Origin of the sequence: Actinomyces sp. oral taxon 170 str. F0386, from assembly GCF_000195595.1 — a bacterium.
Taxonomy (GTDB): domain Bacteria; phylum Actinomycetota; class Actinomycetes; order Actinomycetales; family Actinomycetaceae; genus Actinomyces.
The window spans coordinates 77,900-101,511 of the sequence record NZ_GL882530.1 but is presented as its reverse complement, the minus strand read 5'-3'; the positions used below and the strand labels follow the sequence as shown (position 1 = coordinate 101,511).

At 69.7% G+C, this 23,612-nt stretch carries 16 protein-coding genes and 1 riboswitch; of the genes, 6 read left to right on the top strand and 10 right to left on the bottom strand.

The window, feature by feature from the left end; all coding sequences use genetic code 11:
- The first annotated feature begins 159 nt into the window (after window positions 1-159).
- A complete protein-coding gene (locus HMPREF9056_RS04440) occupies window positions 160-2,526 on the top strand; it encodes a glycogen/starch/alpha-glucan phosphorylase (protein ID WP_009403238.1) in 2,367 nt (788 codons plus the stop codon).
- 84 nt (window positions 2,527-2,610) lie between these two features.
- On the opposite strand, the gene HMPREF9056_RS04435 is transcribed toward HMPREF9056_RS04440, so the two are convergent.
- From HMPREF9056_RS04435 to HMPREF9056_RS04425, 3 genes are all read right to left on the bottom strand, one after another.
- Window positions 2,611-3,555, bottom strand: coding sequence for a tetratricopeptide repeat protein (locus HMPREF9056_RS04435; protein ID WP_009403237.1), 945 nt, complete (start codon window positions 3,553-3,555; stop codon window positions 2,611-2,613).
- A gap of 177 nt (window positions 3,556-3,732) precedes the next feature.
- Window positions 3,733-4,779 (bottom strand): hypothetical protein, encoded by a 1,047-nt coding sequence (locus tag HMPREF9056_RS04430; RefSeq protein WP_009403236.1) that lies wholly within the window; start codon window positions 4,777-4,779, stop codon window positions 3,733-3,735.
- A complete protein-coding gene (locus tag HMPREF9056_RS04425; protein ID WP_034513788.1) occupies window positions 4,776-6,581 on the bottom strand; it encodes a hypothetical protein in 1,806 nt (601 codons plus the stop codon). The genes HMPREF9056_RS04430 and HMPREF9056_RS04425 overlap by 4 nt, the downstream gene beginning before the upstream one ends.
- A gap of 464 nt (window positions 6,582-7,045) precedes the next feature.
- On the opposite strand from HMPREF9056_RS04425, the gene HMPREF9056_RS04420 reads away from it, so the two are divergent.
- Both HMPREF9056_RS04420 and HMPREF9056_RS04415 read left to right on the top strand, forming a co-directional pair.
- Window positions 7,046-8,689 carry a DivIVA domain-containing protein gene (locus tag HMPREF9056_RS04420; protein ID WP_009403234.1) on the top strand — a complete coding sequence of 548 codons (1,644 nt, stop codon included), beginning with the start codon at window positions 7,046-7,048 and terminating at the stop codon, window positions 8,687-8,689.
- Between the two features lie 9 nt (window positions 8,690-8,698).
- Complete coding sequence (locus tag HMPREF9056_RS04415) at window positions 8,699-9,199, top strand: hypothetical protein (protein ID WP_009403233.1); 501 nt, start codon at window positions 8,699-8,701, stop codon at window positions 9,197-9,199.
- A gap of 53 nt (window positions 9,200-9,252) precedes the next feature.
- Here HMPREF9056_RS04415 and HMPREF9056_RS04410 read toward each other — a convergent pair whose 3' ends face one another.
- Both HMPREF9056_RS04410 and HMPREF9056_RS04405 read right to left on the bottom strand, forming a co-directional pair.
- A complete protein-coding gene (locus HMPREF9056_RS04410; protein WP_034513786.1) occupies window positions 9,253-9,543 on the bottom strand; it encodes a hypothetical protein in 291 nt (96 codons plus the stop codon).
- A 152-nt stretch (window positions 9,544-9,695) separates the two neighbouring features.
- Window positions 9,696-10,682 (bottom strand): malate dehydrogenase, encoded by a 987-nt coding sequence (locus HMPREF9056_RS04405; protein ID WP_009403231.1) that lies wholly within the window; start codon window positions 10,680-10,682, stop codon window positions 9,696-9,698.
- Window positions 10,683-10,936: 254 nt separating this feature from the next.
- Here HMPREF9056_RS04405 and HMPREF9056_RS04400 point away from each other — a divergent pair, with 254 nt between their 5' ends.
- Window positions 10,937-12,811, top strand: a complete 1,875-nt coding sequence (locus HMPREF9056_RS04400; RefSeq protein ID WP_087942186.1) for an ABC transporter ATP-binding protein/permease — start codon at window positions 10,937-10,939, stop codon at window positions 12,809-12,811.
- Window positions 12,808-14,655, top strand: a complete 1,848-nt coding sequence (locus HMPREF9056_RS04395; protein ID WP_034513784.1) for an amino acid ABC transporter ATP-binding/permease protein — start codon at window positions 12,808-12,810, stop codon at window positions 14,653-14,655. Before HMPREF9056_RS04400 ends, HMPREF9056_RS04395 begins: the two co-directional genes overlap by 4 nt.
- 82 nt (window positions 14,656-14,737) lie before the next feature.
- Here the strand turns inward: HMPREF9056_RS04395 and HMPREF9056_RS04390 are convergent, their stop codons facing one another.
- From HMPREF9056_RS04390 to purH, 3 genes are all read right to left on the bottom strand, one after another.
- Entirely contained in the window at window positions 14,738-16,090 is a 1,353-nt protein-coding gene (locus HMPREF9056_RS04390) for a dicarboxylate/amino acid:cation symporter (RefSeq protein ID WP_009403227.1), read from the bottom strand.
- A gap of 177 nt (window positions 16,091-16,267) precedes the next feature.
- On the bottom strand, window positions 16,268-16,567 hold the full coding sequence (locus HMPREF9056_RS04385; RefSeq protein WP_009403226.1) for a hypothetical protein: 300 nt from the start codon (window positions 16,565-16,567) through the stop codon (window positions 16,268-16,270).
- A gap of 103 nt (window positions 16,568-16,670) precedes the next feature.
- A complete protein-coding gene (purH, locus tag HMPREF9056_RS04380) occupies window positions 16,671-18,458 on the bottom strand; it encodes a bifunctional phosphoribosylaminoimidazolecarboxamide formyltransferase/IMP cyclohydrolase (RefSeq protein ID WP_009403225.1) in 1,788 nt (595 codons plus the stop codon).
- Window positions 18,459-18,484: 26 nt separating this feature from the next.
- A riboswitch (ZMP/ZTP riboswitch) is annotated at window positions 18,485-18,574 on the bottom strand.
- A 299-nt stretch (window positions 18,575-18,873) separates the two neighbouring features.
- Between purH and HMPREF9056_RS04375 the strand changes: the two genes are divergently transcribed.
- Entirely contained in the window at window positions 18,874-21,369 is a 2,496-nt protein-coding gene (locus HMPREF9056_RS04375; RefSeq protein ID WP_009403223.1) for a hypothetical protein, read from the top strand.
- Between the two features lie 55 nt (window positions 21,370-21,424).
- Here the strand turns inward: HMPREF9056_RS04375 and HMPREF9056_RS04370 are convergent, their stop codons facing one another.
- Together HMPREF9056_RS04370 and sucD are read right to left on the bottom strand one after the other, a co-directional pair.
- The gene (locus HMPREF9056_RS04370; protein WP_034513781.1) at window positions 21,425-22,672 is read right to left on the bottom strand and encodes a DUF6350 family protein; all 1,248 of its coding nucleotides are present in this window, start codon (window positions 22,670-22,672) and stop codon (window positions 21,425-21,427) included.
- Window positions 22,669-23,610 carry a succinate--CoA ligase subunit alpha gene (gene sucD, locus HMPREF9056_RS04365; protein WP_009403221.1) on the bottom strand — a complete coding sequence of 314 codons (942 nt, stop codon included), beginning with the start codon at window positions 23,608-23,610 and terminating at the stop codon, window positions 22,669-22,671. The genes HMPREF9056_RS04370 and sucD overlap by 4 nt, the downstream gene beginning before the upstream one ends.
- Window positions 23,611-23,612 lie beyond the last annotated feature (2 nt).

Below are 23,612 nucleotides of genomic sequence, written 5' to 3'. Positions count from 1 at the left end.
GCCGGTAGTCTGGGCCCTGTCTCGCACAGGCGCGCGGCCTTCCGACGCCCTGTGCTCCCTGCGCAGGCCGGGCGGCCCAGCCCTCGTCGATGTACGCTTTTTCAGTCCGATGCAAGGCTCTTGCAGTCGGCGACCATGATGCCTGACAAGGGAAGAAGAATGACACAGAAGCTGGTCACGAGCGCCCCCGCGCAGGTGCGCGCCGTATCCGGTCGCCCCGCCACCGCAGCCACCCTCATGGAGGTCTGGCAGGGTCTGTCCGCTGCCGTCGTCGACACCATCGCGGACGACTGGTACGCCACCGAGCAGAAGTACAACGCCGGACGTCAGGAGCACTACTTCTCCGCCGAGTTCCTCATGGGCCGCGCCCTGCTCAACAACCTCTCCAACTTGGGGATGGTCGACGAGGCCCGCCAGGCCGTCGACTCCTTCGGCGTCAGCCTCACCGACGTCCTGGAGCAGGAGCCCGACGCCGCGCTGGGTAACGGCGGGCTGGGCCGCCTGGCCGCCTGCTTCCTGGACTCCTGCGCCACCCTGGACCTGCCCGTCAACGGCTTCGGCATCCTCTACCGCTACGGTCTGTTCAAGCAGCTCTTCGAGGACGGCTTCCAGACCGAGCACCCCGACCCCTGGATGGAGGAGGGCTACCCCTTCGTCATCCGTCACGAGGAGGCCCAGCGCCTGGTGCGCTACCGGGACATGACCGTGCGCGCCATCCCCTACGACATGCCCATCACCGGCTACGGCACCAAGAACGTGGGCACCCTGCGCCTGTGGAAGGCCGAACCGGTCGAGGAGTTCGACTACGAGGCCTTCAACTCCCAGCGCTTCACCGAGGCCATCGTCGAGCGCGAGCGCACCTCGGACATCTCCCGGGTCCTCTACCCCAATGACACCACCTACGAGGGCAAGGTTCTGCGAGTGCGCCAGCAGTACTTCTTCTGCTCGGCCTCCCTCCAGCAGATCGTTGAGAACTACGTGAAGCACCACGGCGAGGACCTGTCCGGCTTCGCCGACTACAACGCCATCCAGCTCAACGACACCCACCCGGTGCTCGCCATCCCCGAGCTCATGCGCATCCTCATGGACGAGCACCACCTGGGCTGGGAGGCGGCCTGGGACGTGGTCACCAAGACCTTCGCCTACACCAACCACACGGTGCTGGCCGAGGCCCTGGAGACCTGGGAGATCTCCATCTTCGACCGTCTCTTCCCGCGCATCACCGAGATCGTCCGGGAGATCGACCGCCGCTTCCGCATCGAGATGGCCGAGCGCGGCCTGGACCAGGGCACCATTGACTACATGGCCCCCGTCTCCGGTGACAAAGTGCATATGGCCTGGATCGCCTGCTACGCCTCCTACTCCATCAACGGCGTCGCCGCGCTGCACACCGAGATCATCAAGCGCGAGACCCTGGGCGAGTGGCACTCCATCTGGCCCGAGCGCTTCAACAACAAGACCAACGGCGTGACCCCGCGCCGCTGGCTGCGTCAGTGCAACCCGAGGCTGTCGGAGCTCCTGGACGAGGTCACCGGCTCGGACGCCTGGGTCAAGGACCTCTCCGTCCTGGCCGAGCACACCGATTCCGTGGACGACTCCGTCTACGACCGCCTGGCAGAGATCAAGCATGCCAACAAGGTGGACTTCGCCGCGTGGATCGCCCAGCGTGAGGGCCTCGAGATCGACCCCGAGGCGATCTTCGATGTCCAGATCAAGCGTCTCCACGAGTACAAGCGCCAGCTGCTCAACGCCATCTACGTCCTGGACCTCTACTTCCGTATGAAGCAGGACCCGAGCCTGGAGGTCCCCAAGCGGGTCTTCATCTTCGGGGCCAAGGCGGCCCCCGGCTACATCCGGGCCAAGGCCGTCATCAAGCTCATCAACGCCATTGCCGAGCTGGTCAACAACGACCCGGTCGTCTCCCAGACCATCAAGGTCGTCTTCGTCCACAACTACAACGTCTCCCCGGCGGAGCACATCATCCCGGCCGCAGACGTCTCCGAGCAGATCTCGATGGCCGGCAAGGAGGCCTCGGGCACCTCCAACATGAAGTTCATGATGAACGGGGCCCTGACCCTGGGCACCCTGGACGGCGCCAACGTGGAGATCCTTGAGGCCGTGGGCGACGACAACGCCTACATCTTCGGCGCCACCGAGGACGAGCTGCCCGGCCTGCGCGAGAGCTACGACCCGGTGTGGCACTACGAGAACATCCCCGGCCTCAAGCGCGTTCTGGACGCCTTCACCGACGGCACCCTCGACGACAACGGCTCGGGCTGGTTCGCAGACCTGCGCCGCAGCCTCCTGGAGCCCTCCTACGAGCCCGCCGACGTCTACTACGTCCTGGGTGACTTCGCCTCCTACCGCGAGACCAAGGACGCCATGGCGGCCGACTACGCCGACACCCGTGCCTGGCAGCGCAAGGCGTGGGTGAACATTACCCGTTCGGGCCGCTTCTCCTCCGACCGAACCATCAGCGACTATGCCCGTGAGGTATGGAAGATCGACCCCGAGCCGATCGCCTGATTCCCACGTCTCACTCAGCTGCGAGTGCCCCTCACCAGCACGGTGAGGGGCACTCGCATGTGTCAGAGCGGACGGTGCAGGTACTCAGTAGAGCATGGTGGCCAGACGGCGGCGGGCCTGGGCGACCTCCGGGGAGGTGGAGCCGATGACCTCGAAGAGCTCGAGCAGACGCAGCCGAGCCGTCTCGCGCTCCTCCCCCTGGTGAGTGCGCACAGCCTCCAGGGACCGGTCGAGGGCGGCACTGACGTCACCCAGGGCCAGAGCGGCATCGGCCCCGGCCAGGGCCGCGTCGAGGTCAGTGGGGGCGGCGTCGGCCGCGGCGATCAGCTGGTGGGGGTCCTGGCCGTCCAGACGGGCCATGAGGCGCACCTGGTTGCGGGCCACCTTGAGGTCGTCGTCACCCGGGTTCTGGGCGATGGCGTGGGTATAGACCTCCTCAGCAGCGGCGAAGTCGCCGGCCTCGATGGCCTCACGGGCAGCGCGCTCGACCTCGGTCTCCTCAGGCTCCTCGGCCTGGGCGCCGGTGCTCGCCGTGGCGTCGACGGCGATGGTGCCGCTGACGCCGTTGGCGGCCGCCACCTCCAGCAGCTGGTCGATGACCGAGCGCAGCTGCTCCTCGGGCACCGATCCCTGGAACATGGGGACCGGCTGGCCGGCGATGAGAGCCACGACCGTGGGGACGGCCTGGGCCTGGAGCGCCTGGGCGACCTCCGGGGCGGCGTCGACATCCACGCGCGCCAGCTGGAAGCGACCGGCGTACTGCCCGGCGAGCTGCTCCAGGACGGCGGCGAGGTCGGAGCTCACCTGGCTGCGCGGGCTGTGCAGGATGACGATGACGGGGACCTGGGTGGAGACCTCGGCGACGTCACGCAGGCTGGCGGCGTCGATGTCGACCACGAGCGGCACCGCCAGGCCGCCGCCGGCCCCGCCGGAACCGACGGACGTGGGGGTCGGTGCCCCGCCGGCAGGACCTTCCGGCTTGGTGGCGGGGGCGAAACTGGACAGGTCAACGGCGCCGAACATGCTCATGAGCAGCTGCCTTCCTCGGGCCGCAGCCCGGTTGCTTCGTGGTCGGGGTCTTTCGATGTCTTTCAGCGTCGGCGCAACCGGCGGGTCCTGCTCATCGACGCTCATTGATCGAAGGCGTGAGCCTGCCGGCGGCCCGACTCCGGGTGCTCATGGAGTCGGGCCGGTGGTCGGAGACGCTCAGGACGGTCTGGCGGACGCCGCGGCCGTGGGGGCCGGCGTCTGGGAGTCGTCCCGGTCCACCTTGATGAGCGCGGTCTCGGCCCCCAGGATCGCCGCTTTCTCGCCGCTTCCCTCCTTGGGAATGGCGAAGGCGACCATGGAGTCGTAGGTGGCGGTGACCGTGCCGACGATCTTCTGGTTGCCGCCCATGAGAGCAGCGACGTCGCCCTGCAAGGTGAGGTCGGAGCCGTCGACCGTGCGCTTGTAGACGACCGTGTAGGTCAGGGTCGTGAAGACCAGCGCCCCGCCGTCGCCCTCCTCCAACTGAAGCCCCTGGAACCCGTCCTGACCGGGGGCCGCCGTGACGGTCACCTCGCCCAGGGAGCTGAGGTTGGTGGTCCGGGCGGCCTGGATCTTCTGGCGCAGCAGGTCATCGGGGAAGGCCTTGCCATTCTCGCCCTCGGGGTTGTTGAGCGCATCGACATAGGCGTCGAGAACCGCCTTGGGGGTGGCGACCAGACCCGTGGAGTCGGCCGTCACCTGCTTGGCGCGCTGAGCCGACTGCTTGGTCAGGACGGGAATGTTCTTCTGCTCGGAGAACCCCTGCACCCAGGCCCATACCTTGAACTGGTCGCGGGCCGAGTTCTGCTCCAGGGACAGGATCGAGGGGCTGGCCCCCTCCGAGGCGGCGGCGGCGTTACGGGGGAAGCCCACGGTCTGCCCCACTCCCCCGCCCTGGATCGTGGTGGTCACCGGGTGGATGAGCTCATTGTTGCCACTGGCGGAGGCCGTGGCGTACTCGGCCGCACGGATCCGAGCCGCCGGACCGGACATGATCTCCTTGAGCTTGTCCGCGTTCTTCTCCTTGTCCGCCGTCGCCAGGCCGGTCTGAACGCGCTGGAGGATCTCGGAGAGCTGCTTGTCGTTGAGAACGGGCTCGGCGATCGGCGTGCCGGAGGCCTGGGTCTGGGAGGTCTTCGGCTGCGACTTCGAGCAGGCGGCCAGGCTCAGGGCCAGGGCGGAGGCACCGCCTGCGCTCAGGAAGGCTCGACGGGTGGACTTCATGCGTGCTCCTGGTTGTGGGGGTCCGCTGTGGGGTCGGGCTCGCCGAACGGCTCGGCGCCGGCGGCCTGAATGGCGGCGGGGTCGGTCGCGGGAGGCAGCTCAACGCCGCCGGAGTAACTGGGCCACGATACGGTCGAGGTCGTTGAGGAGTCTGTGAACGTAGCGGAGGAGGAGTGCTCACCGGTGTCCCCGGTCTCGGCAGCCCGTGGGTCGGGCCAAGCGTCTGCCTCCGGCAGGGACTGGTTGGCAACCGGCCAGGACTGCCCTCCAGACTGGGCGAAGGCAGTCGGTATCTGGAGACTGGGATCCTGAGGCCGGGCCGACGGCGTCAGCTCCTCGATCTCGGCGGTGTCACCTCCGAGGCTCTGCCGTTCATGTGGCTCAGCCGCCATATGGCTGGTGTGGTACTCCTGCGGGGCGAAGCGCGTGTAGTCCTGAGACTCGTGCCGCTCAGGCACCTGGTCCTCACGGGAAGCCACGTGGCTGTGATGGCTCACGTGACCGGTATGAGCAGAAGCCTCGGAGAATCGCGATGTATCAGTGAGTCCGGGAGTGCCAGGCGCCTCGACGCCGTCTGAGGCGATCGCCAGCGCCTCGCCGTCCTGGAGTCCCTCCACGGCCCGGGCGGCCCGGTACTGCTGAGTGGCCGCCTCATCGAGACCGGGGACGACCGACGAGCCACGGGCGACTCCAGCAACTGCCGGGTCCTCCTGCCCCACGTGGCTCTCACCGGCTCCACTGTTGTCGAGGTAGCCGCCGCTGAATCGATAGTCCTCGCCGTAGCCGCTACCGGGGAGCGTCTCGGGCGCCTGGGGGACGGAGGGCGCCTCGATACCGTCGAGGTAGACGCGGCCCGTGCGCGGGTCGGTCCAGGCCTCACCGGAGACCTCGGCCCGCTCCTTGTCCCTCAGCTCTCGGCGGGTCAGCTGCCGGTCGGGATCATCCACCTGGGGAATGCCCTCGGTGGAGACGGAGTCGGCGTTGGCGATACGGACCGCGCGCTCGGCCGAACGGGTTCGCCGCTCGACGTCGGCTCGACGCAGCTGGAGGTCGATGAAGAACAGGAAGGCGCCCGCCAGGACGAACAGACCGCCCAGAACCAGACCGCCGTAGAAGTACCAGGGCGTCTCAACCTGCCGCGACCAGCTGATGGTCAGGTCGGGGGCCTTGGCCTTGCCGTCGGTCATCGCCATGACGACGATCTGCTCGTCGACGTTCTTGCGCGGCAGCAGAGCGCGGTCGGCGGTCTGCGCGGTGTTGAAGGTGACCGATGAACCACCGGTCTTCTCACCCAGCCAGAGGTCGGAGCCCGAGGCACTCACGGAGCCGGCCTTGCGCTCCGAGCACTGGGACCCGGAGGCCGACGGCGTCGCCCCGGCCTGGGCGGAGCCGGAGGGCTGAGGGGTGGCCGCCGAGGAGGCGGCAGAGGTGGCGGAGGAGCTGGGGCAGTACTGGGTCTCGTCCTCGGAGGCCAGAGTGCCGGCGTTGGCATCGATACTGGTGACCACCGTGTAGGGAAGCGCGTTGTCGGCGTCGGGGCTCAGCCAGGCCTCGACGTCGGCCGCGCGGGCCACAAAGAGGTGGACGTCCTTACCGTCGGAGGACTTCGCGGTCACAGCGACGTCGGACTGCGGACCGCTGAGGACCCCAGGGGCCGTGATGACGTAGGGCTGAGAAGGACCTGAGGCGAGCGTCGCCTCGACCTTGGAGCTGGGTTTCCAGATAGTGGCCGAGCAAACGGCCAGGGCGATGAGGACCAGCCCGAGGACGGTCACCACCACGCTCAAGATACGTCGACTCACGACGCGGGTCTCCTATGCTCGCGGACACGGTTGGCGACGGCTGGCTACGGAGCCGGACATCGCTGCGAGCGCTCACCATGCGCTCGACGGGCACCAGAATCGCATGACGGACCCTGTGACCGCACCGACCTCGGCGCAAAATCACAACGGGGCACGCGCTGAGCGAAGCGACCCCTCTCGGGATCCAGCCGGCAGAAAAGGCCACAGCCGATCACCAAGTCGTGGCCCGTTCTCAGCAAGGAGCCGGAGGAACACTCGGAGAAACGCGAGCCCGAGATCGCCCCGCGCTCCGCGGGGCACCGCACGCATCCCCGGCCGCCTCACCCATACCGCCCGGAAGTGGCCCCCACCTGCTAGATTGTGCGTATCGTCACGCTTTCGTGACCACCATCCCGATCATACCCAATCGTTACTCTTGGGCTGAATGGTGAGCGTCCCCGGCTCGCCAAAAGGAGGAACCCGACGTGGCTGAGGAATACAGCGAGTTTGCCATCACGATGCGCGGTTATGACCGCGCCCAGGTCGACCGGAAGCTGGAGCAGCTCTCGCGCCAGCTCGCCGACGCACGTCGCGAGGTCGCCAGCCTCGACCAGCGCGCCATGACGCTGGCCGGCGAGCTGGCTGACGCCCAGCGCAGGCTGCGGGAGTCCGACAAGCCGACCTACGCCGGCCTGGGCTCACGGATCGAGCAGCTGCTGCGCAGCGCCGAGGAGCAGAGCGCCTCGGTGCTCTCCAAGGCCAACGCCGAGGCCGACGCCCTCCTGACCCGTACCCGGACCAACGCTAAGAACCTCTCCGAACGCAGCGCCTCGGAGGCGGCAACCCTGCTCGCCGACGCCCGCCGCGAGGCCAGCGAGCTGCGCTCCCGCTCCCAGGGGGAGGCCTCCACCGCGCTGGCCAACGCCGAGGCCCGAGCCCAGGAGCTCGTCTCCTCCGCCTCGCGCAAGGCGGCCCAGATCTCGGCCGACTCCGAGGCCGCCGTCACCGAGATGCGGGCCACCGCCGAGCGCGAGGCCGCACTGGTCCTGTCTCAGGCCCGTAAGCAGGCCGCCGAGATCGCGATCACCTCCGAGCGCGACGCCACCGCCAACCGCGAGGCCGCCGCCGCCGAGGCCGATGAGCTGCACAAGACCTCCACGGCCAAGGCCGAGGAGATCCTCTCGGCCGCCAAGCAGGAGGCCGAGCTGACGGTCGGCAAGGCGACGCGCGAGGCCGAGGAGATCCTCACCTCTGCACGCAACGAGTCGGAGACGCTGCGCCGCTCGGCCACCGATGAGGCCGCTGCCGCCCGTTCCGAGGCCACTGAGCTGCGCCAGCAGGCCACCTTGGAGATCGCCGCCGCGCACGAGCAGGCCGCCCAGGAGGACTCCGACGCCCACGAGGCCACCCGCGAGCGCATCCGAGAGATGCAGGAGCAGGCACAGGTTCAGGCCCAGGAGGCCGAGGAGCGCCTGCAGGAGGCGCTCTCCCGCGCCGAGGAGGTCCGCGCCCGCACCGACGCCGAGGCCCGCAAGCGTCAGGAGGAGGCGGTCGCCCAGGCCGAGGAGACCCTGGCACAGGCCCGGATCGAGGCCGAGCAGATCATCGGCGACGCCCGTGCCGACGCCGATGTCACCGCCCAGGTGGCCGCCCGCCAGCTCCAGGAGCTCGAGCGTCAGCGCGACTCGGTCGCCGCCTACCTCACCGAGATGCGCGGCGTCCTGGGCGGTGCCCTGCCTCAGGCACCCACCTTCAGCGACCACGTTGCGGCCCTGCCCCAGGAGGCTCAGGATCCGGCGCAGGAGCAGTCCTCCGCCGCATCGGCCGAGCCGACGGCCAGTGGCAGCAGCGCCAACAGTGCCAACACCGCCAACAGTGCTCACGCCTCCGGCTCCAGCAGCGCCTCAGCGACATCAGCCACCTCCGCGCCGTCGGCCGCCTCGGCGCCCGCACCAGCCGGCAATGCGGCCGCTGCGACGTCCGGAGGCAGCCAGAAGGCAGCCGCTCAAGCGGCTCCGAAGAACGCGCCCAAGGGCGGTTCTGGCCGCATCGAGAACGTTCCGGCCCCTGGGAGGAACCAGGGCGGTTCCGGCAACCGCCACCCTCGCCAGGGCAAGGGGCGCCGCTGAGGCGCACTTGTGACTGCCGACGACGCCGCCCGGTCCGAGGACGAGTCAGCCGGTACCTCCGGCTCTGGCGACTCGGAGGTCTCCGACTGGGCGGCGTCGCGTCGTCGAGTGGCGGCGCAACGGGCCCGGATGCTTCAGGAGCGTCAGGACGTCGAGCACGCGCGGGCGGCGCGCATCGTCGAGCTCTTCCTCGGAGTGGCCCGCGATGAGGGACTTGAGGATGGTCCGCTACGGGTGCGCGGCTACTCGGGCGGCAGCGCCCGCACCCCGCTGCGCGGCTGGTACCTGAGGGCCGACGAGACCGTCGGTATCGACACCCAGGGCCGCTTCTACTTCCTGTCGATGCCGCTGAACCTGGCCCAGCGGCTGCACGGAGTCAGGCCCGAGAGCCTGCCGGTGCCGATGACGATCGGTGAGGGCGGACGCGACGGCGACATCGTGCCGCTGCGCTTCGCGCTGGACCGACTGCTGCCGGGCTGGGAGGAGCGCTCCCCCGAGCCGCTCGTATGAGCAGCGGGCATCGCCGCCTCGCGCGCCCAGGCTCAACGGCTCCTGGCGCAGCCCTACCAGAGGCGGCGTTCCCAGCAGGAGGTGTGCCAGTGACGTCGCTCCTCCAGGCCCCGGTCCGCACCGAAGAGGGACTCGTTGGTCCAGGCCACCACGTGCGCGGTACCAGCCGGAATGACGCGGTGGCAGCCGGGGCAGGTGTAGGACTTGTCCCCGCCGCGCAGGTAGCGCACGGTGAAGTCGGCCCCACCAGGTCCGGCCTGGGTGCGAGGCACGGAGGCGAGGCGGTCCATGCTCAAGGGGATGTGTCCCTGCCCGTAGGGGCGCTTGGATCTGCGGCGTGCCATGCTCCGATCTCATCACATCCGGCTCCCGCCCCCAAGCCGGGGACGGGAGCCGGATGCACCAGATGACGTGGTACGGAGCCCCCTGAGAACCAGCATGAGGACCGGAGCCGGCCTCAGCAGACGAACCGCCGCAGATCACCGGGGTGAAGATCTCAGATAAGCCCCATGGAGGCCACGGTGTTCTTCTCCTCGACGAGCTCAGCCGCTGAGGCGTCGATCCTGCCGCGGGAGAAGTCGTCGATCTCCAGGCCCTGGACGATCTTCCACTCGCCGTTCTCCGAGGTGCAGGGGAAGGAGGAGATGATGCCCTCGGGCACGCCGTAGGAGCCGTCGGACATGACCGAGGAGGAGGTCCAGGACCCAGAGGTGCCCAGCACCCAGTCGTGGACGTGGTCGATGGCAGCAGAGGCCGCCGAGGCGGCCGAGGAGGCGCCGCGGGCATCGATGATGGCGGCGCCTCGCTTGGCGACGGTCGGGATGAAGTCGTTCTCGACCCAGGCGCGGTCGGCCAGGATATCGGTGACGGGGGCGCCCTTGACGGTGGCCTGGGTCAGGTCGGGGTACTGGGTGGAGGAGTGGTTGCCCCAGACGGTGACCTTGTCGATGTCAGTGACGTGGCAACCGGCCTTGGTGGCCAGCTGAGCCAGAGCGCGGTTGTGGTCCAGGCGGGTCATGGCCGTGAAGCGCGAGGCGGGGATGTCGGGAGCGTGAGAGGAGGCGATGAGGGCGTTGGTGTTGGCGGGGTTGCCCACGACGAGCACCTTGATGTCGTCGGCGGCGCCGGCGTTGAGCGCCTCGCCCTGGGGTCCGAAGATGCCGCCGTTGGCGGAGAGCAGGTCGGCGCGCTCCATGCCGGCCTTGCGGGGCATGGAACCAACGAGGAAGGCGATGTTGGCACCCTCGAAGGCGGCCTTGGCGTCGTCGAAGATGTCAACGCTGCCCAGGGTCGGGAAGGCGGAGTCGAACAGCTCCATGGCGGTGCCCTCGGCGGCCTTGACGGCCGGCGGGATCTCCAGCAGGCGGAGGTTGACGCGCTGGTCCGGGCCGAGCAGGGCGCCGGAGGCGATGCGGAACAGCAGCGCGTAGCCGATGTTGCCGGCAGCACCGGTGACGGTGATATTGACGGGAGCGTTTGCCATCGAGGACTCCTTCGAGACGTGTGTCGTCGCGGGCCGCAGGCGGCAGCCCGGCAGGACAACGCTATGACGTCCGCGCAGGTGAACACACCAGTCCACCACATTTCGTGACTCTCACCACTACCTTGGTCGGCTGTGGTGGAGATCCTGCTGGCACCCGGTGATCTCACCGAGATCCTGACCGCTCCTGACAGCACCCCGTCCTGGTCGATACGCTGGGATCCTCCCCCAGCCCGTTTCTCGCCTCCAGGACCGTGATGAGCTCACGCCGATCCCTCATGCGCCGACTGGCGCCTCGACGCCGCGGCTCCGCGCCCCCACCACCCGCGGTCTCCTCGACCGCGGGGCGCCGCGCGGGTGCCGTCTCCTTCGGCCTGACGCTGCTGGGCGCCTTGGGCGGGGGGTGGAGCCTCATCTCCACCGGACGCGCTCTGGGCGCTCTCCTGAGCTCATCACCGGCTGCGGGCCTGCTCGCCCAGGCGCTGGCCGCCGCTGTCCTGAGCGCCGCCTGCCAGCTGCTGGCCCAGCGGGTCGCCCGCTCCAGCGCGCTCACCGAGGAGACCCACCTGCGCCGGCTCACGCTGGCCCACCTGCTGGGGCTGGGTCCGGCTCGCGCCGCCGACGTGCGCAGCGGTGCCACCGCCTCCTTGCTGACCGACGGCGCCGAGCGTGTGGCCCTCTACCGCCAGACCTTCCTGGCCCCGACCCTGGCAGCCGCCGCAGCGCCCCTCCTGGTGCTCATCGAGCTGGCGACCGCGGTCGATGTCGTCCCCGCCCTGGTCCTGGGACTGACCGTCGTCGTGGTGCCGGCCTTCATCGCCCTGGCCCACTCGCGGCTGCGGGCCTCGTCGTCGGGCTCCCGCCAGGCTCGCACACGGCTGGCCGCCGAGTACCTCGACGCCATCCAGGGGCTGCGCACCCTCACCCTGGCCCGGGCCGCTGAGCGCACCAGTGCCCGCCTGCGCCTGGCGGGTGAGACGAACCGGCGCGCCGTCATGGGGCTGTTGGCGGGCAATCAGCTCGTCATCCTGCTCACCGACGGCCTCTTCTCGCTCCTCCTCATCACCGGGGCTGCGGGACTGGCCCTGATGCGCCTGAGCGCCGGTGTGATCGACGTCGGCGACGCGCTGGCGATCATGCTGACCTCCTTCGTGCTCCTCGAGCCGCTGAACCACATGGGGGCCTTCTTCTACGTGGGCATGGGTGGTATGGCCAACCAGCGCGCGATCCGCCGGATCCTGTCGCGCCCTCTGCCTCGCTCCGCAGCACCGGCCAGGTCCCGGACAGACGCAGGCGCAACGGCTCAGGACGTCGTCGTGCTCGACGGCGTCGAGGCCACCTGGGGCCAGGAGCCGGTGCTCGAGGGCGTGAATCTGGTCGTGCGGCGCGGTGAGCACCTGGCGGTCGTGGGCCCCTCGGGTGCGGGAAAGTCGACGCTCATGGCGATGCTCGCCGGGAACCTGCTGCCCAGCACGGGCGCACTGCGCGTCGGAGGAACTGAGCTGACCGCCGCCACCCAGGACGAGGTGCGCTCGGCCTCCGCGCTGGTGGCCCAGACGACGTGGCTGTTCACCGGCACGATCGCGGACAACCTGCGCCTGGCCCAGCCCTATGCGACGCCGTCGCAGATGTGGCACGCCCTGGAGGTGGCCCGCCTGGACAAGGAGGTGGCTCTCATGCCAGAGGGGCTGGAGACGCAGGTCGGAGAAGCCGGACTGGGTCTTTCGGGCGGACAGGCGCAGCGCCTGTCCCTGGCACGCGCTTTCCTGGCCGACCGCCCCGTACTGCTGCTGGACGAGCCCACCAGCCAGGTGGACCTGGCCAGCGAGGCGGCCATCGTCGAGTCGATCGAGCAGCTGGCCCGGGGCCGCACTGTCATCACCATCTCGCACCGTGCGGGGGCACTGACCGCCGCGGACCGGACGGTGAGGGTCGAGGGCCGAGGAGTCCACGAGGTGAGCCCGCCCCGGGTTCCGGCCGCCGGCGGCGCAGGGGCCGGCACCGACAATGCCGAGACCGACGTCCACAAGGACGATGACGTCGATGGCACTGATGACGTCTCCGACGCCACCGACACTACTGACACCGCTCCCGAGACGGCCCACGGGAACCACGGACAGGAGCAGGCATGATCCGGTCCAGGCAATCGCCAGCACCCCGATCAAGTGATGCCGTCGGATCAGATGGGCACAGCGCGACGACTCGAACCGGTTCCTCCACGCAGGAGCGTCCGTCGCGTGCGACGCTGGTGCGCTGGCTGCTGGGAGTCACCCGCCCGGTGCTCCCACCCCTCCTGGCCTCCACTCTGTGCCGCATCATCGACGCGCTCAGCGGCGTGGCCCTGTTCGCCCTGGGCGCCTACGCCGTGGCCTCGACGGGGCTGGCGATGGTGAACAAGTCACCTGTGCCCGCCATGTGGCCGATGCTGACAGTCATGGCGGGGCTATCGCTGCTCAAGGCGGCCCTGCGCTACGTCGAGCAGTTCCTCGGCCACCTTGTGGCCTTCAAAGCTCTTGAGCTGCTGCGCGGTCAGATCTTCCGCTCACTCATCCCCCGTTCCCCCAGGGTCGGCACGACGTCCCGCTCGGGCGATCTGCTGTCACGGGCCACCAAGGACGTCGACCGCATCGAGGTCTTCTTCGCCCACACCCTCGCTCCGGCGGTCTCGGCCGTCATCACCCCGATCGTGGTACTCACGGCCATCGGCCTCAAGGTGTCCTGGCCGGTGGCTCTGACGGTGCTTCCCCTCGTGGTGCTTCAGCTGTTCATCGTGCCGCGTCTGGGGTCTGGTGCCTCTCTGGAGGCCTCTCGATCAGCCTCGGCGTTGAGAGCGGACCTCACCCAGCACGTCACCGACACCATCCAGGGCATGAGCGAGGTCGTCGGGTACGGGCGTGGCCAGGAGCGTCTCGATGAGATGGCCAGGATCGACGCCGAGATCACCGGCGCCTCGCGTCCCACCGGCCAGTGGGCGGCAGTGCGCCGAGGCGTCAACCAGCTGGCGAGTTTGATCGCACCGATCGTCGTCGTCATGATCGGGTCGATGCTGCCGACCACCGGTTCTGGAGCGGGCGTGCCCCTTCTGACGGCCGCTGCAGCCGCGGTACTGCGGATGACCGAGACCGTACGCGGTGTCGAGGAGCTCGCCGGCGCACTCAACGCCTCCTTCGCCTCGGCCGAGAGGGTGTGGGAGGTCGTCAACGCCCCCGTGGAGGTGCGCGACGGCGCTCAGGAGCTGACCAGCGGGATCTCCCACGAGGTCCTGTGGCAGGACGTGAGCTACTCCTATCCCAGCACCGCCGCTCAGGCCGTGCGCGGTGTGAGCCTGCGAGCCAGGGCCGGCAAGTGGACCTGCATCGTGGGGGCCTCGGGCTCGGGCAAGTCGACGCTGGCCCAGCTGGCGGTGCGCTTCGATGAGCCGACGTCGGGCCGTATCCTCATCGACGGCCAGGACGTGGCCGATCTGCGCGCGCTCAGCCTCTACCAGGAGATCGGGATGGTGGATCAGCGGGTCCATCTCATGCGGGCCACCATCGCCGACAATGTTCGCCTGGCGGCGCCGTCGGCCAGTGACGCCCAGGTCCTCCGGGCCTGCAGGGCCGCCTGCATCGATGAGGACATTGAGGCCCTCGAGGACGGCTACGACACCCTCGTGGGCGAGCGCGGCCAGTCCCTGTCCGGGGGCCAGCGGCAGCGTCTGGCGCTGGCACGGGCCCTCCTCGCCCGTCCCGGGGTACTCATCCTCGACGAGTTCACCTCACACCTGGACCCAGACCTGGACGAGCGGGTGCGCATCGGGGTGCGCACCTACCTGCCGCAGGCCACGATCATCGAGATCACCCACCGCCTGCAGTGGTCGGAGCAGGCCGACCACGTCGTCGTCATGGATGCGGGCACGGTGGTGCAGGCGGGCCCGCCGGCCAAGCTCCTGAGCGAGCCCGGACCGCTGCGCACACTCACCGCCCGCGGGCACTGACCGGTTCAGACGGACTCAGGCCGACACGACGATCGGGCGCCGAAAGTCGGTGACTCCCAGCGCCCGATCGAGTGACTGCGATCTACTCCCCGGAGCGGGTGGCGGCGGCGGAGGCCTCGAGCTCCTCGGGGCTGACGACGCCTTCGACGCTGACGGCGTCGAGGTAGGCCATACCGTCGAAGGAGAGCTCGCGGGCGTTCTCCGGGTCGCCCTCGTCATTGACGGAGCCGCCCGCCATGCGGTCTACGATGATGGCGATGGCGCCGTCTCCCGTAACGTTGGTGGCGGTCCCGAAGGAGTCCAGGGCGATGTAGGTGGCGATCATGAGGGCCACCTGCTGGTCGTTGAAACCGAGCATGGAGGACAGCAGGCCGGTGGCAGCCATGATGGCGCCCCCGGGCACGCCCGGAGCCGCCACCATGGTGATACCGAGCATGAAGATGAACCCGGCCCACTGGGCGGTGCTCACGTTCAGGTCCTGGGTGAGGACGATGGCGAAGGCGAAGGAGAAGATCTTCGAGGTCGATCCGGCCAAGTGGATCGTGGCGCACAGGGGGATGGTGAAGGAGGCGACCGCGTCGGAGACGCCGTTCTTCCTCGTCTGGCGCAGGGTGACCGGGATCGTGGCCGCCGAGGAGGAGGTGCCCAGGGCCGTCAGGTACGCCGGAAGCATGGTGAGCAGGGCCTTGAGCGGGTTCTTGCGTCCGATGACCCCGGCGACGATGAACTGGATGGCCAGGATGACGACCTCGAGGATGAGGACCACGACGACGACCTTCAACAGGGCCTTCATGACCGAGCCGGCGGCGCCCGTGTAGGTGAGGTTGAGGAAGATGCCGAAGATGTGCAGCGGCAGCAGGGGGATGATCATCCGTTCGATGAGGCGGGTGATGATGGCCCGGAACTCGATGGAGCCCTTGCGCAGGACGCCTCGGGGAACCAGGGACAGGCCGATGCCGAAGATGAAGGAGAGCAGCAGCGCGGTCATGACCTCGACCGGCGGGGGCATCTCCACGGTGAAGTAGCTGCTCAGCGCCCCCTCGGGCTTGGCGACATTGGCCAGGGATGTCCCGGCGAGCAGGCGGGGGAAGGTGGCTGCGCACACCAGGAAGGTGAGGAATCCGGCGAAGAGGGTGGAGGTGTAGGCCAGGGCCGTGGTGATGCCGAGCCACTTGCCGGCGCCGCGTCCCAGGTCGGCGATGGCGGGGGTGACCAGGCCGATGATGATGAGCGGGATCGCGAAGTTGAGGAACTGGCTGAACAGGTCGGAGAAGGTCGCGAAGACGTTGCCGACTGCCTTGGGAATGATCGGGTGACCGCCAAGCCGGACCGATCCCAGGAGCAGGGCCAGCACGATGGCACCAACGACCCAGGTCAGGATACTGTGGCTGAGGCGGTGCCCCAGGGAGGGAGTGGCTGAGGGATTGCTTGACATAGGGGACCTTCAGTGTGAAAGGAGGTGACAAAACGTCTTGAATACCCCCAGCGTGCCACACCGTTCGGTTGCGGCGCCGCCTCGGACCAGGAAATGAGAGCGCAGACGGCCCAGATCACAGAAGACGACCTGCAGGCTACGGGAAAGGTCAGGAGCACGCACCGAGCGTTCCGCCACTCACATGACGTGGGGCAGGTTGACGTAGGAGGACAGGAGCAACAGGACCGCGGCCAGGCCGATACCGAAGGCGACGTCGAACAGGCGGGTGCGAGCCGCCAGCCAGGTGCCGTCGGGGCGCTGGATCCTGACAATGGCGAGCGCCAGGATCCCGGTGGCCGCCCACAGGACGGCGATACGGCGGTGTCCCAGCAGCGCGATGGCGGGAACCGCCGCCAGGCCGATGGCCACGAGGACGACACAGATGGTGCGGTAGGGCTCCTTGTGCTCGGCCTGCTGGGGATGCGGGTCGTGAGTCACGGTGGTGAGCCTATCGGCGCTCAGGGGCGTCGGTCCACGACCTTCCGCCTCAAGGAGCGGCCCCGCACCCGGAATGGAACTGCGGGCACGAGGCCGCCGAGAGTCAGTGGGCGAAGTGGCGGGTGCCGGTGAGGTACATGGTGACGCCGGCGGCCTGGGCGGCGTCGATGACCTCCTGGTCCCGGATGGACCCGCCGGGCTGGACGACGGCGCGAACCCCGGCGTCGATGAGCACCCGGAGGCCGTCGGCGAAGGGGAAGAAGGCGTCGGAGGCGGCCACGGCACCGCGGGCGCGCTCCGGCACGGCGTCCGAGTCCCCCAGGACCTCGGACGCATCGGCCCCACCGACAGTGCCCTTCTCCTTCTGGGAGCCGTTGGCGGCGTCGCCGGTGGAGCGGGCTCCCAGGGTGTTGGCGCGCTCAACAGCCAGCTTGCAGGAGTCGACGCGGTTGACCTGTCCCATGCCCACACCGACGGTGGCGCCGCCCTGGGCCAGGAGGACGGCGTTGGAGCGCACGGCGCGCACCGAGCGCCAGGCGAAGGCCAGCTCGGCCAGGAGGGCGTCGTCGGCGGCGGGCCCGGCGGCCAGTGTCCAGGTCGCCGGGTCGTCACCGTCGGCACTGAGCACGTCGCGCTCCTGGATAACGGCTCCGCCGGAGACCTGCTTGATCTCGTAGCCCTCGCGCTGAGGGGCCTCGACGACCAGCAGGCGCAGGTTCTTCTTGGTCGACAGGATCCCCACGGCCTCATCGTCGAAGGCGGGGGCGGCCACGACCTCGGTGAAGATCGGCTTGATCTGCCGGGCCATCTCCGCGGTGACGGTGGCGTTGGTGGCGATGACGCCCCCGTAGGCGGAGACCGGGTCGCAGGCGTGGGCCTTGCGGTGGGCCTCGGCGACGTCCCCGTCGGCGGAGACGGCGATGCCGCAGGGGTTGGCGTGCTTGACGACCGCCACCGTGACGGCTTCGCCGTGGTCGTAGGCGGCGCGCACGGCGGCGTCGGTGTCGGTGTAGTTGTTGTAGCTCATGGCCTTGCCGTGGAGCTGGCGGGCGCCGGCCACTCCCCCGCTCGCCCCGGCGGTGCGGTAGACGGCGGCCCGCTGGTGGGGGTTCTCCCCGTAGCGCAGACTCGCCAGGCGCTCGTAGCCGACGCCGACGTAGGCGGGCAGGGCGGTCGGTTCATCGGAGCCGGTCTCGTCCGCGGCGTCGGTGGCGTCGGTCTCGACCTGGCCCGCCAGCCACGTGGACACGGCGGCGTCGTAGGCGGCGGTGTGGGCGAAGGCCTCGGCGGCCAGGCGGCGGCGGGCGGCCAGGGTGAAGCCGCCCTCGCGCACGGCGGCGGCGACGTCGTCGTAGCGCTCGGGGCTGGTGACCACGGCGACGGCCGGGTGGTTCTTGGCGGCGGCGCGCAACATGGTGGGGCCACCGATATCGATCTGCTCGACGCAGGCGTCGAAGGGGGCGCCGGAGGCGACGGTGTCGGTGAAGGGGTAGAGGTTGACGATGACGAGGTCGATGGGGGTCACGCCCAGGGTGCCCAGCTGGTCGAGGTGGTCGGGCTTACGGCGGTCGGCGAGGATACCGGCGTGGACAGCCGGATGGAGGGTCTTGACCCGGCCCTCGAGACACTCGGGGAAGCCGGTGACCTCCTCCACCGGGGTGACGGCCAGGCCCGCTGCGGCGATGGTGGCGGCGGTGGAGCCGGTGGAGACGATCTCGACGCCGGCGTCGGCCAGGGCCCGGGCGAGCGGGACGAGGCCGGTCTTGTCGTAGACGGATACGAGGGCGCGGCGCACAGGGAAGCGATCGGGACTGACGAGGCCCTCAGTGGGGACGTGAGCGGTGGGGACTGTCTGATTTACGGACTGCGAGGACTGGGACGACGGGGACATGGCGCTCCTGGTACGGCGTGAGGGGCACGGGACGCCCAGGCGGGCGACGTCCCGCACGTGGACGGCCTCGGCCACTCCCCGGTGGTTCCCCACCCTCGCCAGTTGCGGCCGGGACCATCCTATCGGGTGGGCCCTGCCGACCGCTCTCGCAGAATCCGACGGGACGACGCCACCGGTCTGCTGAGCGCCCTGAAGCCCCTGGGTACCTGGGTGCATGGCCGACGTCGTTGCGACCGAGCCGGACCAGAGCGGTCAGGACGGTAGGGCCCCTCACCGGCAGGACCTACAGCGCCTGACGATTTCATCTGCCGTTCGGTGGGCCGGTCGTCATCGGCGATGTCGCTGCTGGTGAACCGGTCGACCGAACGGCCTGTTTCCTTGCGGGCGGCTTTAGATACGGCATACAGTCCACAACATGACTGCGCCCATCAACATCGCAGCAACACCGGTATACCGTGCGGTTCCTCCCGAACGGTGGCAGGAGGCCGCCTCCGCCTACCGGCGCTGGTGGAGCCGCCACCCGGGCTTATCCAGCGCCCTGAGCCTGGTGGTGCGCGGAGCCTACGCCATCATGATCCCGCTGCTCATCGCCGCCCTGGTGGTGGTGCCGCGGTTGGCCTACGCCGCCGTCCCGGCGGTGTTCATGGCTGTGTGCCTCATGGTGGTGGCTCTGCTGGCACGGACGCGCACCATCAGCTGGCGCTCGGTGCTCCTCATGTACGGCGTCGGCGCCGTGTGGTCATTCGTCGTGGCCGTCATCATGAGCTCCGTACGCACCCGAGCGGGACTGTCCGCCATGGGCAACGGGATGAGTATCGCCCTGACCATCGCCCTGGAGGTGCTCAGCCCACTGGTTCCCCTGGTGCTCGTCGTGTTCCTGGCACCGGGCCGGATGCGCCGGCTGGCGGCCTCCGACTGGGCCCTGCTCGGCTTCGCCGCAGGCGCCGGCCTGACGGCCGTCAATGACGGCATCCGTGCGCTTGAGGAGAACAGCATGCTCTCCTCGGTCCTGGGCAACGGGCGCCTGCCCTTCTCCTTCAACCCATGGACCTCGGGGTCGATGACCCAGGAGAACAGCAACGTCCTGGCGGTCAGCAACCAGGTAAGCACCGCGAACATCACGATGGCGGTGGCCCTGGCGATCACGCTGTGGCGCCTCAAGGACTCGCCGGCCTTCGAGGGGGCCAGGAACCTCATATGGTTGCGGGTCGTGGCCTGGATCCTGCCGGCGGTGGTCATCCTGCAGTCGGTGAGCGACCACGCCACCTATATCGCCAGAATCGCTCAGCAGCTCGGCCAGAGCGACTCCGGCGGCGGCTTCCCGGCCCTGCTCATGTTCCTGTGGCGGGTCAACGGCGGGGGCCTGAGCGCCATCCCCCTGTCCGTCATCCTCATGGCCGCCTGCCTGCTCCTGGACGCCCACCGCCGGGCCTACGCGGGCGTGCACGGCTGGACCGTGGCCGGGGCGCCGGCTCCCCGCTACCCCAATCTCACCGAGGCACCACCGTTCGTGCGCGCTCTCATCGTCTCCGTGGTGGCGCTGGCGAATTTCACCTGGGGCGACCTGGCCGTCACCTGGGGCGCCTACGGGGACCTTCGCCAGGGGCGCCTCTACGCCATGCGGGCCGGGCGGGCCACCGCCGAGCAGGTGCGCGGTGTGAGGGCCGATGCCATGGAGGCCACGACGCCGGGCGCCGAGCCGAACGCTCGCCAGGGCTTCCGGTTGGGGATCCTGGTGGTGAGCGTCGTGCTGTTCCTGCTGTGCTGCATGTACGAGGTGCGCACTGTCTGGCAGCTCGCCCCTGAGCTCAAGGAGACCGAGGACGACCTGTTCCTGTCGGCTCTGCCTCGCCTGCTCTCCCAGTGGTGGGGCGGGTTGAGCGGTGCCCAGGGGCTCCTCTACACGATCGGTGCGCTGGCCGCGGTGGCCATGAGCCTCGCACTCGTCCTGGCTTTGGGGGCGCCGGGGCGTCGCATCAGCACGGCGTCGTCGTCCACCAGCCTCGTGGGCTACCTGATCACGCTCACTCCTGGGCAGGCGGCCCTGAGCCTGCTGGACTTCGCCACGACCTACATGCCGCGCTCGGCCCTGAGCGCGAGTCCGGCGGGCGGCGGCACCGATCTGGCCGCTGAGCTCTCCGTCAACCGGCGGATCCGGGCCGCCGAGAGCTTCTCCGAGAGCCAGGAGCTGTTCACGGCGCGCACCAAGCGTCAGGTGGCGGTTGAGGCCGACATCGCGCGTCTTCAGAAGCTCGCCGAGTCTCTGGGCGTCGTCGGTGTCGATGCCCTGGAGCCCAGCCGTCTCGATGAGACCGTCGCCGATCTGGCCGACTCCGGTGCCGATTCCCAGGTGGTCGGCGAGATGCGTGACCTGGCCGCCTCGGTGGCGGAGCAGCAGGCCGAGATCCTGGACGTCTCACGTCGGCTCAATACCTCCAACGGTGAGCAGTTCGCCGTCCTGGAGGGCTTCCGGATCACCGACGCCTTCCGTGGCAGCGCGATCGATCAGCGGCCGGTCAACAGCCCGGTCCATGCGCTGGCCCTCTCACCCAGCGGGGCCCAACTGGTCGTCGTCGAGTACCAGGGGGCGGCTCCCACGATCGATGATGACGACGAGACCGATATTCCTCCTCGCAGGCTACCGGGCAGGGCGGCGCACAAGTCGGCCGACAACGTCCTGGAGCACCTGGCCACCGATGAGCGCGTCACACGGTTCCTCCACGAGGATCCCGAGCTGTGGCAGGCCGTCAAGGAGGGGCGGACGTCCCTGGAGGCCAGTGTCCTCTACACGCCCATTCCCGGGATGACCTACCGGGCCGGGTCGGCGGCCCTCGCGGTGACGCCCGAGCTCATCGACGGCGTGGACGCGGCGATCAGGACTCTGAGCGGCGCGGACGCTCCGGCGCGCTGAAGCCTGAGCGGGATCTGCGCCCAGCAAGCACCGTCGCTCCACGCCCGGGACGGCGCTACGCCTCGTCGTCCGGCTCGTCGACATCGCTGGATTCGTGGCGGCGGTAGGACGCCGGCAGGACCGACTCGGGCAGGGCGCCCCGGGCCCAGGTCCGGGTGTAAGGGTGGGCGAGGACCGCCATGGCGGCCAGTCCCACACCGACCTCGACGAAGACGAGGATGACGGTGTAGAGGAACTGTGGACCGACGTCGGTCATCCGACCTGGTCCCACGGAGCCGGAGGCCGCCACGCACAGCAGTCCCACGCCCCCTGCCACGAGGAGGGCGGCCAGACCAGCGGCGCTGACGGCGTAGCGCACCCGCAGGGAGTTGAGGACCGCTCGACGCCGCCAGGCGGCCACCATGGCGCCGGCCGTCACCACGAGCGGGAGCCACAGGCCCACGGTGCTCAGCGGCGCCGTCGGCAGCAGCCCCAGCAGCGGCAGGGTGGGGACGGGGCCGGCCACCACGCGGTCAGGGGCGAAGACGGTTCCCGTGCCCACGGAAAAGCCGGCGCCGATGAGCCAGGAGCAGGCCCAGACGAGCAGGGTGGGCACCCAGCCGGTCTGAAGCAGGACCAGGCCCGACATCGCGATGATGCCGCCCCCGGCCAGGGAGTCGTGCAGGACCGAGACCCGTCCGGCTCCGGTGAAGACGGCCGCGGCCACCACCAGGACGCTCAGCAGCGCCAGGGCTCTGGCAGCGCCGTAGGCCAGTGACAGTGCCGGCCCCACCCAGTGGGGGCGTGCGTCCCACCACCCGGTCAGGGCCGGCCAGCCGTTGCCGGCGCGCTGAAGCCGGATGCCGACGACGCCCCCCGTGATCACGGCGATGCCGCCCACCGCCGGCCACGTCTCCAGTCCCTTGGGGCCGGTCAGGCAGGCCAGGACGGCAACGACGATGGCGGCGACGACGATGGCCGCCCCGGCCGCCGGGCGGGAGGGACGGGCGCGCCGCACGCAGTTCCAGGTCCAGCCCACCTGCGCCAGGGTCAGTCCCAGCAACGGCAGGCTGAGAGTGCCCTGGTCAGCGTAGGACGAGGTCACCATTCCCCCGAAGCCGAGGCCCCACAGGGCGGTTCCGGCGCGCAGGGCCTCGCCGGCGCTCAGAGCGGCCGCGGCGTTGAAGCTGGAGGCCGCCATCGACACGGCGACCGTCAGCAGAACCACCACCAGCCAGATCAGGCCGACTGACTCGATTCCCACGCGCAGGGACCACAGGCCCCAGGACATCAGGCTGGTGGCTCGCGACCGCGCCAGGCTCAAGCGCTCACCTCATCGGCCAGGGCGCGGTAGAGCTCGCGGGCGATCTCGGCGGTCTGGCTGGGAGTGCGCCCCACCCGGACGCCGGCGGCCTCCAGAGCGGTCTTCTTGGCCTCGGCGGTGCCCGAGGAACCGGAGACGATCGCGCCGGCGTGACCCATGGTGCGCCCCTCGGGGGCGGTGAAGCCGGCGACGTAGGCGACCACCGGCTTGGTCATGTGCTCGCGGATGTAAGCGGCGGCACGCTCCTCGGCGTCGCCCCCAATCTCACCGATCATGACGACCAGGCGGGTGTCGGGGTCGGCCTCGAAGGCGGTCAGGGCATCGATGTGGGTGGTGCCGACCACCGGGTCCCCGCCGATGCCGATGCAGGTGGTGAAGCCCAGGTCGGACAGCTCGTGCATGAGCTGGTACGTGAGGGTTCCGGACTTGGAGACCAGTCCCAGGGGGCCGGGGCCGGTGATGTCGGGCGGGGTGATGCCCACGTTGGAGCGGGCCGGGGAGATGATGCCCGGGCAGTTGGGGCCGATGATCTGGACGCCGCGCTCTGCGGCGTAGGCACGCATCCAGGTGGCGTCGGCGACCGGGATCCCCTCGGTGATGACGACGACGAGGCGCACCCCGGCGTCGACGGCCTCGACGACGGCGCCCTTGGCGAAGGCGGGCGGGACGAAGACGACGCTCACCTCGGCGCCTGTGGCCTCCTTGGCCTCGGCGACGGTGCCGTAGACGGGGACCTCGACGGTGCCGGACTGCACCTCGCCGGCGCCGGGGCCGATGGGGGCGATGTCGAAGGCGACGGCGGTGCCGGCCTTGCGGGGGTTGACGCCGGCGACGACCTTCGTGCCGGCCGAGAGCATGCGGGTGGTGTGCTTGCGGCCCTCGGAGCCGGTCATGCCCTGGACGATGACACTGTCGGTCTCGGTCAAGAAGATGCTCATGT

Excerpts from the sequence above, each read along its gene's own strand:
- HMPREF9056_RS04440 (WP_009403238.1), top strand. The coding sequence starts at position 160 with ATGACACAGAAGCTGGTCACGAGCGCCCCCGCGCAGGTGCGCGCCGTA.
- HMPREF9056_RS04435 (WP_009403237.1), bottom strand. The coding sequence starts at position 3,555 with ATGAGCATGTTCGGCGCCGTTGACCTGTCCAGTTTCGCCCCCGCCACC.
- HMPREF9056_RS04430 (WP_009403236.1), bottom strand. The coding sequence starts at position 4,779 with ATGAAGTCCACCCGTCGAGCCTTCCTGAGCGCAGGCGGTGCCTCCGCC.
- HMPREF9056_RS04410 (WP_034513786.1), bottom strand. The coding sequence starts at position 9,543 with ATGGCACGCCGCAGATCCAAGCGCCCCTACGGGCAGGGACACATCCCC.
- HMPREF9056_RS04405 (WP_009403231.1), bottom strand. The coding sequence starts at position 10,682 with ATGGCAAACGCTCCCGTCAATATCACCGTCACCGGTGCTGCCGGCAAC.
- HMPREF9056_RS04400 (WP_087942186.1), top strand. The coding sequence starts at position 10,937 with ATGAGCTCACGCCGATCCCTCATGCGCCGACTGGCGCCTCGACGCCGC.
- HMPREF9056_RS04395 (WP_034513784.1), top strand. The coding sequence starts at position 12,808 with ATGATCCGGTCCAGGCAATCGCCAGCACCCCGATCAAGTGATGCCGTC.
- HMPREF9056_RS04390 (WP_009403227.1), bottom strand. The coding sequence starts at position 16,090 with ATGTCAAGCAATCCCTCAGCCACTCCCTCCCTGGGGCACCGCCTCAGC.
- purH (WP_009403225.1), bottom strand. The coding sequence starts at position 18,458 with ATGTCCCCGTCGTCCCAGTCCTCGCAGTCCGTAAATCAGACAGTCCCC.
- HMPREF9056_RS04375 (WP_009403223.1), top strand. The coding sequence starts at position 18,874 with ATGACTGCGCCCATCAACATCGCAGCAACACCGGTATACCGTGCGGTT.
- sucD (WP_009403221.1), bottom strand. The coding sequence starts at position 23,610 with ATGAGCATCTTCTTGACCGAGACCGACAGTGTCATCGTCCAGGGCATG.